This is a genomic window from Sphingopyxis sp. (assembly GCF_016463645.1).
GTDB lineage: Bacteria > Pseudomonadota > Alphaproteobacteria > Sphingomonadales > Sphingomonadaceae > Sphingopyxis.
Genome location: NZ_JAEMQX010000104.1, coordinates 1 through 12787, shown reverse-complemented (window position 1 = coordinate 12787; position 12787 = coordinate 1). Strand labels below are relative to the sequence as shown.

14 protein-coding genes are annotated in these 12787 nt (G+C 67.1%); 8 read left to right on the top strand and 6 right to left on the bottom strand.

The window, feature by feature from the left end:
* Positions 1-47 precede the first annotated feature (47 nt).
* Complete coding sequence (locus JHC57_RS17190) at positions 48-800, bottom strand: TorF family putative porin (protein WP_294031518.1); 753 nt, start codon at positions 798-800, stop codon at positions 48-50.
* A 247-nt stretch (positions 801-1047) separates the two neighbouring features.
* Between JHC57_RS17190 and ispG the strand changes: the two genes are divergently transcribed.
* The 4 genes from ispG to JHC57_RS17170 are packed head-to-tail and all read left to right on the top strand — an operon-like array spanning position 1048 to position 3867.
* Entirely contained in the window at positions 1048-2199 is a 1152-nt protein-coding gene (ispG, locus tag JHC57_RS17185; protein WP_294031516.1) for a flavodoxin-dependent (E)-4-hydroxy-3-methylbut-2-enyl-diphosphate synthase, read from the top strand.
* On the top strand, positions 2196-2924 hold the full coding sequence (locus JHC57_RS17180; RefSeq protein ID WP_294031514.1) for a hypothetical protein: 729 nt from the start codon (positions 2196-2198) through the stop codon (positions 2922-2924). Before ispG ends, JHC57_RS17180 begins: the two co-directional genes overlap by 4 nt.
* Positions 2921-3400, top strand: coding sequence for a GNAT family N-acetyltransferase (locus tag JHC57_RS17175; RefSeq protein WP_294031512.1), 480 nt, complete (start codon positions 2921-2923; stop codon positions 3398-3400). Before JHC57_RS17180 ends, JHC57_RS17175 begins: the two co-directional genes overlap by 4 nt.
* Before the next feature lie 50 nt (positions 3401-3450).
* On the top strand, positions 3451-3867 hold the full coding sequence (locus JHC57_RS17170) for a VOC family protein (RefSeq protein WP_294031511.1): 417 nt from the start codon (positions 3451-3453) through the stop codon (positions 3865-3867).
* On the opposite strand, the gene JHC57_RS17165 is transcribed toward JHC57_RS17170, so the two are convergent.
* From JHC57_RS17165 to JHC57_RS17150, 4 genes are all read right to left on the bottom strand, one after another.
* Positions 3864-4979, bottom strand: a complete 1116-nt coding sequence (locus tag JHC57_RS17165) for a S41 family peptidase (RefSeq protein ID WP_294031509.1) — start codon at positions 4977-4979, stop codon at positions 3864-3866. The genes JHC57_RS17170 and JHC57_RS17165 overlap by 4 nt on opposite strands.
* Positions 4980-5058: 79 nt before the next feature.
* Positions 5059-5256 carry a hypothetical protein gene (locus JHC57_RS17160; RefSeq protein WP_294031507.1) on the bottom strand — a complete coding sequence of 66 codons (198 nt, stop codon included), beginning with the start codon at positions 5254-5256 and terminating at the stop codon, positions 5059-5061.
* A gap of 11 nt (positions 5257-5267) precedes the next feature.
* On the bottom strand, positions 5268-6401 hold the full coding sequence (locus JHC57_RS17155; protein WP_294031506.1) for an acyltransferase family protein: 1134 nt from the start codon (positions 6399-6401) through the stop codon (positions 5268-5270).
* Between the two features lie 40 nt (positions 6402-6441).
* Positions 6442-7965, bottom strand: a complete 1524-nt coding sequence (locus tag JHC57_RS17150; RefSeq protein ID WP_294031505.1) for a carboxyl transferase domain-containing protein — start codon at positions 7963-7965, stop codon at positions 6442-6444.
* Positions 7966-8021: 56 nt separating this feature from the next.
* Between JHC57_RS17150 and JHC57_RS17145 the strand changes: the two genes are divergently transcribed.
* The 3 genes from JHC57_RS17145 to JHC57_RS17135 are packed head-to-tail and all read left to right on the top strand — an operon-like array spanning position 8022 to position 10212.
* Positions 8022-8510 carry a thioredoxin family protein gene (locus tag JHC57_RS17145; protein ID WP_294031504.1) on the top strand — a complete coding sequence of 163 codons (489 nt, stop codon included), beginning with the start codon at positions 8022-8024 and terminating at the stop codon, positions 8508-8510.
* Between the two features lie 10 nt (positions 8511-8520).
* Complete coding sequence (locus JHC57_RS17140; RefSeq protein ID WP_294031503.1) at positions 8521-9300, top strand: SDR family oxidoreductase; 780 nt, start codon at positions 8521-8523, stop codon at positions 9298-9300.
* Positions 9301-9309: 9 nt separating this feature from the next.
* Complete coding sequence (locus JHC57_RS17135) at positions 9310-10212, top strand: DMT family transporter (RefSeq protein WP_294031502.1); 903 nt, start codon at positions 9310-9312, stop codon at positions 10210-10212.
* Here the strand turns inward: JHC57_RS17135 and JHC57_RS17130 are convergent.
* Entirely contained in the window at positions 10209-11162 is a 954-nt protein-coding gene (locus JHC57_RS17130) for an L-threonylcarbamoyladenylate synthase (protein WP_294031500.1), read from the bottom strand. The genes JHC57_RS17135 and JHC57_RS17130 overlap by 4 nt on opposite strands.
* Before the next feature lie 48 nt (positions 11163-11210).
* On the opposite strand from JHC57_RS17130, the gene JHC57_RS17125 reads away from it, so the two are divergent.
* Positions 11211-12787, top strand: a 1577-nt coding sequence (locus JHC57_RS17125; protein WP_294031498.1) for an acyl-CoA dehydrogenase family protein, incomplete at its 3' end; no start/stop codon positions are given.

Sequence of the window (12787 nt, the reverse complement as noted above, 5' to 3'; positions counted from 1 at the left end):
CACCCGAAGCCGCCCCCTTCGCGCGTGGTCGCTGACCCGTCAGGCGATCAGAAAGATGCGCCCAGCGTAAAGACCACGGTTGGATCGTAAAGCGTGTCGACGGCCTTCACGCCCGTCTTCTTGACGTCGGTATCGATATATTGCGCCGTGAAGGTCAGCGGGCCGGCGGCGAAGGACGCACCGACCGACCAGTCGACATATTTGCCGTCGGGCGACACGAGGCCGAGCGAGCCGTCGTTATAGCCGACCCCCGCCGTCAGCGTGACGGGCGTGTTGGGAATGCCGAAACCGGCGCCGAGGTTCAGATAGATATTGTCGTCGTCGCCCAGCGAATCCTGCTTCGGCGCATAGGCGACCATCCCGGTGACCGACAGGGGCCCGATGTCGTGCGACAGCTTGCCGATGCCTTCGAAATAGTCGGTCGGCGCGCCGCCGTCGTCGCTGCCCGGATAGGTATACCAGGTCACGCCGATATCGGCCGTGGTGCCGGGCGCGATTTCGGTCGCGAAGCCGCCATAGACGTCGAGTTCGAACTTGCCATAGGCCGGGCTGTCGGGAAGCGACGAGCCCCACACGCCGGCATAGAAGCCGCTTTCGTGGCTGACCGTCAGCGTCGGCTGCACCGCGACCTTTTCGTTCGACAGCGAAATGCCGCGGAAGCGATAGTCCGAGGTGACCGCAATGCCGCCCGAAAGCGTGAACGGGCCGCTGGCCGCTTCTTCTTCCTGGGCAAAGGCCGGCGTCGAGATGGCCGACGCGGCGAGCAGCATGCCGAAACACGCCTTGGTAAGAAACTTCATGGGTGATCCCCCTAGATAAAAAACGGATCGTCCCGGCCTGCCGTACGCATCCACGCCTCTTCGATGCGGGCGTGTGACTGCGAACGCATCAGAAGTTGCCGATTTTGCTGCGACGCACAAACTAAAATTGCTCGAAAATTGCAAATCCGTGTCAAACTGTGTCTTTGACGCAACAGCCCTTCGCGCTTTGCCAAGTGGCGCCCGGGCGGCTAAAGAGCGGCGCATATCCCCTCTGCGAGCAATATCGATGAGCGATCATAATCCCGGCCTGCGCCCCTGGCGCGACATTGCACGGCGGACGAGCCGCCGGATCATGGTGGGCAATGTCCCCGTCGGCGGCGGCGCGCCGATCAGCGTCCAGACGATGACCAACACGCTGACCAGCGATCCGGTGGCGACGATCGACCAGATCCGCCGCTGCGAGGAAGCGGGCGCCGACCTGATCCGCGTTTCGTGCCCCGATACCGATTCGACCGCCGCGCTCGGCCAGATCGTGCGCGCGGCGCGTATCCCGATCATCGCCGACATCCACTTCCACTACAAGCGCGCGCTCGAAGCCGCCGACGCCGGCGCCGCCTGCCTGCGCATCAACCCCGGCAACATCGGCAGCAACGAACGCGTCGGCGAGGTCGTCCGCGCCGCCAAGGCGAACGGTTGCGCGATCCGCATCGGCGTCAACGCCGGCAGCCTCGAAAAGGATCTGCTCGAAAAATATGGCGAGCCGTGCCCCGAGGCGCTCGTCGAAAGCGCGCTCGACCATATCAAGCTCTTGCAGGATCATGATTTCCACGAATACAAGGTCGCGGTGAAGGCGAGCGACGTCTTCCTCGCGGTCGCCGCCTATGCGCAGCTCGCCGACGCGGTCGACTGCCCCTTGCATCTCGGCATCACCGAGGCGGGCGGGCTGATCGGCGGCACGGTCAAGTCGGCGCTCGGCATCGGCAACCTCCTGTGGGCCGGCATCGGCGACACGATCCGCGTCAGCCTGTCGGCCGAACCCGAAGAGGAAGTGCGCGTCGGGTACGAGATCCTGAAATCGCTGGGCCTGCGCACACGCGGCGTCCGCGTTGTCTCCTGCCCCAGTTGCGCGCGGCAGGGCTTCGACGTCATCCGCACCGTGCAGGCGCTCGAAGAGGCGCTCCAGCACATCAAGACCCCGATGTCGCTCTCGGTATTGGGCTGCGTCGTCAACGGCCCCGGCGAGGCGCGCGAGACCGACATCGGCATCACCGGCGGCGGCAACGGCAAGCATATGGTGTTCCTGTCGGGCGTCACCGACCACCATGTCGAGGACGCCGACATGATCGGGCACATCGTCAGGCTGGTCGAAGCGAAGGCGGCCGAGATCGAGGCGGGCAGCGCGGTGAGCATGGACAATCTGCACGGCAAGGCAGCGTGACGGTCGTCCGCGCGTTCGGCGCTGCGCTCGCCGATTATCTTCGCCGCTCCTTCGGTCTTTTCGTGATCGGGCCCGCCGTCGTCGCGCTCGTCTTCATCCCCGAACTGCTGCAACATGTCGCCGAAATCCATCTTGGCATGTTCGACAGCCTCGAAAAGGGTCGCGCGCTCGGCGACCACCCGCTGCGCATGGGCTTCGGCTATCTGAAGATTGCGGGGCTCGTGCTGGCCTTTGTCGCATCGGCGCGTTTCTGGTGGTGCCGCACGCACGGCGGGCGCTGGTACGACGTCCGGCAGGTCGCTTGGGGCCGCCTGATCCTCGGCTTTGTCCTGTTCATGGCGATAGGGTCGGCCGGCGAACTCTTCCCCCTGCTGACGGACCGCAAGGCGCCGGTCGCCGTCCCGATCCTGTTCAGCCTGCTCTCGCTGCCCTTCCTGTTCGTGATGCTCGCGGGACTGTTCGGCGACCGGGCGACACCGATGAAGCCGCTGGTCACCCGAAGCTGGCCGTGGCTGCTGCTGCTCGCGGTGCTGGCCCCGCTCGGCTTCGCCCCGCTCTCGTGGCTTCACGGCATGAACCACCGCTGGGCGCTCGGCGCGCATGACGCCCTCGTCTGGGCGCTGATGCTCTTCGACGCGTTCGTCGTCGCGCTGATGGCCTCGTCGATCGGCGCGGCGCTGTTCGTGGCCTATGATCGCTTCTTTCAATCACGGAAAATTGCATGACCCTCGCCATCCGCCCCGCGACGCCCGCGGACCTGTCCCTCATCGCGCAGTTCATCCGCGACCTCGCCGAATATGAAAAGCTGTCGCACGAAGTCCGCTTCGACGAGGCCAGGCTCGGCGAGAAACTGTTCGGCGCGCGCCCCTATGCCGAGGTCGTGATCGGCGAGATCGACGGGACGGCACAGGGCTTCGCGCTCTTCTTCCACAATTTCTCGACCTTCGAGGGGCGCCCCGGCCTCTATCTCGAGGATCTGTTCGTGCGTCCCGCAGCGCGCGGCTCCGGGCTCGGCAAGGCATTGCTCGCACATCTCGCCAGGCTCTGCACGGAGCGCGACTGCGCCCGCCTCGAATGGTCGGTGCTCGACTGGAACGCGCCGTCGATCGGTTTCTACCAGAGCCTCGGCGCGAAGCTGATGGACGAATGGACGGTGATGCGGGTGGATGGGGATGCGCTGACGGCGCTGGCCAGCGCCTGACCCCGATCCCGTTCGCGGAACGGGGAGGTTGCCCCACGCGTTCCCTGTCGATGTTCGACCATACCGGAATCGTCGTCACCGACCTGGCCAAAGCGCGCGCCTTCTACGACGCGATCGCGAAGCCGCTCGGGCTCGTGACGGTCAATAACAGCCCCGAATCCTTCCTCTTCGGGAAGAGCAGGGAGGAGCCGATCCCCTATCTCTGGATCGGCACGCAGCACCCGAGCTACTGGATCGAGGGCTCGCGCGCCGGGATCAACCAGATGCACATCGCCTTTATTGCACCGTCGAAGGACGCGGTGCACGCCTTTCACGGAGCGGGTATCGCCGCGGGCGGCACCGATCATGGCGCGCCCGGGCCGCGCGAAGGCGCCATGGGATATTATGGCGCCTTCCTGCTCGACCCCGACGGCAACAATATCGAGGCCTGCTTCCGCGACAATCTGCCCTATCTGCACAAGTCCTAGCGCGCGCCGCGCGGCTTCCGCCGTTCCATCGGCCAGCCCGGCATGCGCGCATCCGACAGCGCTTTCGCCTCGGCGGGCTCAACGCCAAGCTCGGTGAGCGTCCGCGCCAGCGCATCGGCCGGCGCCACCGCGATGTCGGGCAGAACCCCCTCGCCTTCCCAATCCTTTCCCGTCGCCGGATCATAGGTGCGCCCGACCGGGATGAAGGCGCCATAGCCGCCGCCGAGGTCCTCGCCGCGCCCGAAATGATTGGCGCCCGCGGTCGGCGCGCCGACGAGCACGCCGCGTCCCGTGTGCTTCATCGCAAGCGCGAAATGCTCGGCGGCCGATGCGCTCGCGCCCGACGTGAGCACATAGACCTTGGCATCGCGCAGCCGTGTATCGGCATTCGGCGTCGCCCAATGTTCGCGCGCGACCATGCCCGCATCGCCCTTGGCCATGCGCATCGACGGCACGCCGGCGATCGGCGATCCGCCGTCGGCGTCGACCGACGCGCGCGTCGCCATTGTCACGAGCCGCGTTTCCTTGCCGAACAGCCACGGAAAGATGACGTCCATCTGGTCGAGCCCGCCACCGTTATGGGTGCGGATGTCGAAGATCACCGCCTTCGCATCGGCATGGTCGGCCATGAACTTGGCTGCCTGTGCCGTCACAGCCTCGTCCTGCGGAAAGACGTTGAAACGGACGAAGGCTATCCCCGGCGCGATCCAGCCCGCCTGCTCGACCGGCACCTTCGGCGGACGCCGAACCGGCGCCGCGGCACCCGGTGTGGGCGCGGGCGCGGTCGCCCCAGGCGCCGCTTCGGGCACGCGCAACCGCAAATGCCCGTCGGGCGACACCGCATTGACATCGCGGTCGATCGCGGCGCCCAGCGCCTCGCCGGAGAGCGCCTTGTAGCGCCCCGCCGCGATGCCGGCGCGGATCGCCTCGGCATAACGCTTGCCCGTTTCGGGATAGAGATAGTCGCGTTCGAGCAGCGCGGCATATTTCTCCGCGATCGCGTCGGCGCTCACCTCATCGGCCGCCATCGCGGGCGGCGGGACAAGGGCAGACCCGCCCGCCACTCCGGCGGCAAGCAGAAGCGCGGGTAAAAGGTGCGACGAACGAATCATATCTGTCTCCAATCCAGCCCCGGCCGGACCGAAGTGTATCACGCAGACAATACAGATCAACTACATTTGTAGTCGATGTTCATTTCCTGCGCGCGAACCAGACCAGCAGGGCGCCGACGATCGCCGTCGCGACGCCGTTACGCGTCCATGCCGTGTCGCCGAGCATGAAGCTGCTCGCCGGCCAGCGCACGATGTCGAGTCCCTGCAGGGCCCACAGCCCGCCGACGACCATCATCGCCACACCGACGACCGCAAGGATGCCCTTCGCTGCCCCCATGCCCTCTCTCCCTATCGGCGCTGCAGCCCGATCAGCGGGCGCAGCCAGCCGATGCTGCGCCCGATCAGGTAGAAAAGCCAGCATCCGGTCACTGTCGCCGCGACGAGAATCAGAAAGGAGGGCAGCGCCGCGACGCCCGCCCGCAACAGATACCAGCCGGTGACGACGATGATCGTCTGGTGGACGATGTAGAAAGGGAACACCGCCTCGGCGAGCATCGCGCGCCGCGGATGGTCGCGGTTCCAATAGCGGTCGGCGATCCCGACGAGCGCGACGATCATCGTCCAGCCATTCACCAGCCGCGCAAGATGATAAAGCGAAGACACCTCTTCGGGCGCGATCATATTGCCCGGCCAGGTCCACTCGATCCACGCGATCTGCGCGAAAGCGAGGAGCGCGATCAGCAGCGCCATCTTCCAGTATCGTGCCACGGTCTCGAACAAGACCGGCCGCACGCGAAGCAGCCAGCCGACGAAGAAGGGCACCAGATAGTGAAGATGCGACGGCCCGTCGTCGAACAGCGCGTGCGTCTCGTCATGCGTCGGAAACAGGACATAGATCAGCAGCCACAGCGCCAGCGGCGCAACGAGCATGCGCCATCCGCGCAGCGCGCCCGCAGCGATAGCGGTGATTTTCGCCCGCGCCGTCTCCGGGATCGCCGCGAGCAGCAACGCCGCGAGCATCGTGTAGACCCACAGATACACGACGAACCACAGATGCTGCCACGTCGGCAGGATGATCCCTTCGAGCGCGCCGAACCGGAAATAGTCGTGCGCCCAGAAATGCATGAAACCACGGGTGTAGCCGTGCTGCGTGACCAGTTCGATCCACGGCTGCGGCGGGATGACGACGACGATCCCGAAGACAAGCGGGATCAGCAACCGCGAACTCCGCGACCGCGCGAAGGCACCGCTGCCGCCCAGCTTCGCGAACAGCGCCGCGCTGGCATAGCCCGAAACGAGGAAGAGCAACGGCAGCCGCCAGCTGTTGCTCGCGAGCATCGGGATCGTCACCCAGTCGATCGGCTCGGCGATTTTCACATGCCAGCCCCACGGCACGAAATACATACCGATATGATAGAGGATCAGCAGGCCGAACGCCCCGATCCTGAGCCAGTCCATACCGTAGTGGCGTCCGCCGGTCATCCGCTTCCCCTCCGTCGGCGGCTCCCGCGGCGAGCCTCTTCTAACGGCTGTTGATAACGCGCCACGCCAGATCGGCAAACTCGCAAAGCAGCGGCCGCGTATCGCGCGGGTCGATGATATCCTCGACCCCGAATTTCTCCGCGGTGCGAAACGGCGATCGCACGCGGTTCAGCCGCTCGCGGATCGCCTCCAGATGCGCCGCCGGATCCTCGGCCGCCTCCAGCTCGCTCTTGTATGCGACCTCGACCCCGCCCTCGATCGGCAGGCTGCCCCAGTCGCCCGACGGCCACGCGAAGCGATACTGGAAGCGCTCGGCGTTCGACATCGCGCTCCCGGCGATCCCGTAAGCGCGCCGCACGACGACCGACGCCAGCGGCACCGTCGCGCGGTAGATCGCGTTCATCGCCTGCACCCCGTACCGGATCGTCCCCGTCCGCTCGGCCTCGCCGCCGATCATGAAGCCCGGATTGTCGACGAGGTGCACGATCGGCAGCCGGAACTGGTCGGCCATCTTCACGAACCGCTCGGCCTTCTCGCTCGTCTTCGCGTCCCACGACCCGCCGAGGTAAGAGGGATCGCTCGCGAGCACCGCGACCGGGTAGCCGTCCAATCGCGCGAAGGCGGTGATCACCGCCCGTCCCCAGCGCGCGCCCATCTCGAAGACGCTGTCCTGATCGAACACCACGTTCGCGATGCGCCGCATCGAATAGACCTGCTTCGCCTCGCGCGGGACGATCGACAGCAAAGCCTCGTCGCGGCGACCCACAGGATCGCTGCATCCGGTCCGCAAGGCGCGGTCGTGGATCGACGACGGCAGATACGACAGGAACCGCCGCGCCGCCGCAAAGGCTTCGGCCTCTGATCCGACCTCGTCGTCGACGACGCCGTTGCGCGTATGCACGTCGCTGCCGCCCAGCTCCTCGCGGTCGAGCGTCTCGCCGATCGCCGCCGCGACCGCCGGCCCCGCCGCGAAAAGCTGCGACAGCCCGCGCACCATCACGCTGTAATGGCTCGCCACCACCCGTGCCGCGCCCAGTCCCGCGGTCGGCCCCAATGCCAGCGCCACCACCGGCACCGTATCGAGATTGGCGATAATCTCGTCCCAGCCCGGCACATGCGGGATATAGGTGTATCCCATATCCTCGAGCGTTTTCACCGACCCGCCGCCGCCGGTGCCGTCGATCATGCGGATCAGCGGCAGGCGATATTCATGCGCCATCGCCTCGCACTGGATGAACTTGCGGTGCAGCGCCGCGTCGGCCGCGCCGCCGCGCACGGTGAAATCGTCGGCCGAAGCGACGACCGGCCGGCCGCCCACATTCGCGCGCCCGAAGATGAAATTCGATGCCGCCAGATCTTCCAGTTCGCCATCGGTGCCATATTTCCCGCGCCCCGCGATCTTGCCGATCTCGCGAAAGCTGCCCGGATCGACGATCGCCGCGAGCCGTGCCCGCGCGTCCATCTTGCCGCGACCGTGCTGCCGCGCGACCTTCTCCTCGCCGCCCATCTTCTCGGCCATCGCACGGCGCTGCCCGAGCTCTTCGATCTCTTTTTTCCAGCTCATGCCCGGGAGGCTATCTTACGTTGACGGAAACGTCATGCAAAACCTATCGTCCGGCCATGACGCGCAAATTCGCCCTCGCCTTCGCCGCCGCATTGCTGCCGCTTGCTCCGGCATCTGCCGCCGAAACGCGCACGATCCCCGGCGTCGCCGATCCCTACAGGAGCGACGCCTTCGGACCCGACCCGATGCCCGCGATCGACGCCGCGCTCGCGAAAGCCGGACAGTCGGGCAAGCCGGTCCTTCTCGTCATGGGCACGAATGGCTGCCACGACAGCGCCTGGCTCGCGAACCTGCTCGCCACCGACCGCTTCGCCCCCGTCCGCGACCGCTACGAGATCGTCTACGCCGATATCGGCATGCCGCATATCCGCGGCCTCGGCCGTAACCCGGAGGTCGCGAAACGCTTCGGCTTCCGGATCAGGGGCACGCCGACCGTCGCCATCCTCGATGCGAACGGCACCGTGCTCAACCGCAAGGCCGCGCCCGAATGGCGCAACGCCGCGAGCCGCAGCGACGACGACATCTACAACGAACTGATGGACTAGGGAGAGAGCGATGACCGACATGAACCTCGCCGGGCGCGTCGCGCTCGTCACCGGCGCCTCGCGCGGCATCGGCCGCGGCATCGCGATCGGGCTTGCGGAGGCCGGCGCCGACGTCGCGGTAAACTACACGCGCGGCGAGGAGGCGGCCGCCGAAACCGTCGCCGCCGTTCAGGCGCTCGGGCGCAAGGCAAAGGCCTATCAGGCCTCGGTCACCGACGAGGCCGCCTGCGCCGCGATGATCGCCGCGGTCGAGGCCGATTTCGGCCCCATGTCGATCCTCGTCAACAACGCCGGCATCGCGAGCCGCGGGCTGTCCGTGGCGGACACCGCGCCCGAGGAAGTCGACAAGCTCTTCGCCGTCCACGCCGCCGGCCCGCACCGCCTCAGCCGCCTCGCGCTACCCCAACTCCGAACTCACGAGCGCAGCGACATCATCGTCATCTCGAGCATCGCAACTTATGTGAACTCGCCGAACGGCGCCCCCTACACGATGGCCAAAGCCGCGGGCGAAGCCCTCGCGCTGACGCTTGCGAAGGAGGAGCTCGCAAACGGCGTCCGCGTCAACATCGTCGCACCCGCACTCACCGTCAGCGACATGGGCGAAAAACTGTCGCGCGCGGTCACCGGCAACGACGACATCCACCACCTCGATACCAAAATGCCCTTCGGCCGCGTCGCCGTCCCCGCCGATGTCGCAGCGGCAGTCGTCTGGTTCGTCAGCGATGCCAACAGCTATTGCTCGGGACAGAAACTCAACATCGACGGCGCGGGGCAGGCGACCTTCCGCTAAGGCGCCCCCATGCGCCCCGATTCGCCCTCGCCCGTCATCCCCTTCCTGATCGCCTGCGCGGGCATCGCGACCTTTTCGGCGATGGACGTGCTGATGAAGGGGCTGTCGATCGACATCGGCGCCTATAACGCCGTGCTCTGGCGCACCGGCACCGGCACGCTGGTCAGCGGCCTCATCTGGTTCGCGAGCCGCCCGAAATGGCCGGACAAGGCGACGATGCGGATTCACGCCTGGCGCTCGCTCTTCGTCGCGGGCATGGCTCTCAGCTTCTTCTGGGCGCTCGCGCGGCTGCCGATGGCCGAAGCGATCGCGCTCGCCTTCGTCGCACCGCTGATGGCGCTCTACATGGCCGCGATCTTCCTCGGCGAAAAGATCGGCCCGCGCTCGATCGCGGCCTCGATCCTCGGGCTCGCGGGGGTGATCGTCATCGTCGCGGGCAAGCTCGGCGGCAGCGACTATTCGGACGAGGCCCTGCTCGCGGTCGGCGCGGTGTTCCTCTCGGCGATCTTCTACGCCTACAACCTCATCCTCGCGCGGCGGCAGGCAAAAATGGCCGAGCCGATGGAAATCGCCTTCTTCCAGAATTTCTTCGTCGCCGCGATCCTCGCGCTGGGTGCGCCATGGTTCCTGGCCGTGCCCGACGCGGGGCAGGCACCGAACATCCTCGGCGCCGCCGTGCTCGCGACGACCTCGCTGCTGCTCCTGAGCTGGGCCTATGCCCGCGCCGAGACGCAGATCCTCGCGACCACCGAATATACCGGCTTTCTCTGGGCGATGATCTTCGGCTGGTATTTCTATGACGAGGCGGTCACGCTGCCGACGATCGCGGGCGCGGTGCTGATCGTTGCGGCCTGCCTGATCGTCGCGCGCAAGGTCCCGCACGCCGACCCGGTCGAGCCCGCAGCCGCCTAAACCGCGGCCCGCGCCAGCCGGTCGTTGATCGCCGTGCCCAGTCCCTCGGCCGGGATCGCCGCCACCGCAATCTTCGTCTTCGCGCTCGCCGCCCCGGCATGCAGCGCATCGAACAACCGCGCCGCCGCCTCGGTCAAATCGCCGCTCGCGCTCAAGTCATAATCGCCTGCGACCGATCCGAACCCGATGCCATATTCATCGTCCGCAAACTCGCTTGCGCCCAGACGGACGGGCTTGCCCGGCGCATAATGGCTCGCGAGCATCCCCGGCGCGACGATCTCGGCGCCCTTCACGCCGGTCACCGTCAGCCCGCTCGCGGCCGCCAGCATCTCCGTCGTCACCGGCCCCGGTCGAAGAACCTCGACGGTACCATCCTTCACCCGCGCGATCGTCGATTCCACCCCCGCCGTCGTTGGCCCATCGTCGATCACCAGCGCGATCCGTCCGTCGAGGCTCGCCAGCACATGTTCAGCCTTCGTCGGGCTCACGCGCCCGCTCGCATTGGCGCTCGGCGCCGCCAGCGGCGCACCGCTCTCCGCGAGCAAAGCCTGCATCGCACGATGCCCCGGCACCCGGATCGCGATCGTATCGAGCCCCGCCGTCGCGATGCTCGCCACCGGGCAATCGGTGCTGCGCGGCACGACCAAAGTCAGCGGCCCCGGCCAGAAACGCGCCGCCAGCGCCCGCTCGACCTCGCCGAATATCCCCAGCCGCTCCGCCGCCGCCAGATCGGGCACATGCACGATCAGCGGATTGAAATCGGGGCGGCCTTTCGCCGCATATATCCGTGCGACCGCCTCGGCATTCCGCGCATCGGCAGCGAGGCCGTAGACCGTCTCGGTGGGCACCGCGACCGGCTGCCCCTCCCCGATCAGCCCCCCGGCGCGCGCCATTGCCTCCGCGCCGAACGGGCGGATATCGGTTGTCATGCGCGTTTGACCGTCGGCCATGCCGCGCTATAGCGCCCGCGCAACGATATTCACCAGGAAAGTCGGCCCATGTCTTATACGCCGCCCACCACCGAACAGCTTTTCGTCCTCAATCATATCGCGCGCGTCGACGCGATGGCGAGCCACGAACGCTTTGCCGCCGCGACCCCCGACATGGTCGAGGCAATCGTCACCGGCATCGGCGAGTTCGCCGCCGACGTCTATGCCCCGCTCAACCGCGTCGGCGATACGCAAAACCCCGAATGGGACAATGGCAGCGTCACCATGCCCCCGGGCTTCAGGGAGGCATACAGGCAGTTCGTCGAGGCCGGCTGGGGCAGCATCGACGGGCCCGGCGACTATGGCGGGCAGGACCTGCCCTTCACCCTCGCCACGGTGGTGATCGAGGCGCTCGGCAGCGCGAACATGGGCTTCTCGCTTTGCAGCATTCTCACCCCCGGCGCGATCCACGCGCTGATGGCCTATGGCACCGAGGACCAGCGTCAGACCTGGCTTCCCAAGCTGATCACCGGCGAGTGGAACGGCACGATGAACCTGACCGAGCCCGCCGCGGGCAGCGACGTCGGCGCGCTGCGTTCGACCGCCGAAAAGGTCACCGAAGGTGAGCATGCCGGCCTCTACAGGATCAAGGGGCAGAAAATCTTCATCACCTTCGGCGAGCATGATCTCACCGACAATATCGTCCATCTCGTCCTCGCGCGCACCCCCGGCGCGCCCGAGGGAACGCGCGGCATCTCGCTCTTCCTCGTCCCCAAATACCGCCTCGACGCCGACGGCAAGCCAACGATTTCGAACGGCGTCCACTGCGCCTCGATCGAGCACAAGCTCGGCATCCACGGCTCTCCGACCGCGGTGATGGTCTATGGCGAGGACGAGGACTGCCTCGGCGAGATCGTCGGCGACGAAATGGGCGGCATGCGCGCGATGTTCGTGATGATGAACAACGCGCGGCTGATGATCGGCTGCCAGGGCATCCAGATCGGCGAGCGCGCGACGCAGCAGGCGCAGCGTTTCGCCGCCGAGCGCGTCCAGTCGGCGCTCGCGGGCTCGCCCGACCGCACCCCCGTCGCGATCGACCGGCACCCCGATGTGCGCCGCATGCTGTGGCGGATGCGCGCGCAGACCGAGGCCGCGCGCGCACTGACCTATTATGCCGCCGCGCAGATCGATTTCGGCAAATTGGGCGACGAAGCCGCCGCGATGCGCGCCGACATCCTTATCCCGCTGGTCAAGGCGCACGCGACCGACATCGGCTGCGAGGTCGCGAGCCTCGGCGTGCAGGTTCATGGCGGCATGGGCTTCATCGAGGAGACCGGCGCCGCGCAGCATTATCGCGACGCGCGCATCGCCCCGATCTACGAAGGCACCAACGGCATCCAGGCGGCCGATCTCGTCGGGCGCAAGCTCGGCATGGCGGGCGGCGACCTCGTTCGCTCCCTGATCGACGATATCGCGGCTGGCGCCGCCGATTTCCCCGAGTTGCAGCAGCTCGTCGACGCGTGCCGCGCGGTCACCGACTGGATGGTGAGCGCCCCGACCGGCGACCGGCTCGCGGGCAGCTACCCCTATCTCACCATGCTCGCCACCGCGACGTGCGGCTGGCTGATGGCGATCCAGCACAAGGC

Coding starts and splice junctions, on each gene's coding strand:
- JHC57_RS17165 (WP_294031509.1), bottom strand. CDS start 4,979: ATGATTCGTTCGTCGCACCTTTTACCCGCGCTTCTGCTTGCCGCCGGA.
- JHC57_RS17170 (WP_294031511.1), top strand. CDS start 3,451: ATGTTCGACCATACCGGAATCGTCGTCACCGACCTGGCCAAAGCGCGC.
- JHC57_RS17135 (WP_294031502.1), top strand. CDS start 9,310: ATGCGCCCCGATTCGCCCTCGCCCGTCATCCCCTTCCTGATCGCCTGC.
- JHC57_RS17190 (WP_294031518.1), bottom strand. CDS start 800: ATGAAGTTTCTTACCAAGGCGTGTTTCGGCATGCTGCTCGCCGCGTCG.
- JHC57_RS17160 (WP_294031507.1), bottom strand. CDS start 5,256: ATGGGGGCAGCGAAGGGCATCCTTGCGGTCGTCGGTGTGGCGATGATG.
- JHC57_RS17140 (WP_294031503.1), top strand. CDS start 8,521: ATGACCGACATGAACCTCGCCGGGCGCGTCGCGCTCGTCACCGGCGCC.
- JHC57_RS17155 (WP_294031506.1), bottom strand. CDS start 6,401: ATGACCGGCGGACGCCACTACGGTATGGACTGGCTCAGGATCGGGGCG.
- JHC57_RS17145 (WP_294031504.1), top strand. CDS start 8,022: ATGACGCGCAAATTCGCCCTCGCCTTCGCCGCCGCATTGCTGCCGCTT.
- JHC57_RS17175 (WP_294031512.1), top strand. CDS start 2,921: ATGACCCTCGCCATCCGCCCCGCGACGCCCGCGGACCTGTCCCTCATC.
- JHC57_RS17150 (WP_294031505.1), bottom strand. CDS start 7,965: ATGAGCTGGAAAAAAGAGATCGAAGAGCTCGGGCAGCGCCGTGCGATG.
- JHC57_RS17130 (WP_294031500.1), bottom strand. CDS start 11,162: ATGGCCGACGGTCAAACGCGCATGACAACCGATATCCGCCCGTTCGGC.
- ispG (WP_294031516.1), top strand. CDS start 1,048: ATGAGCGATCATAATCCCGGCCTGCGCCCCTGGCGCGACATTGCACGG.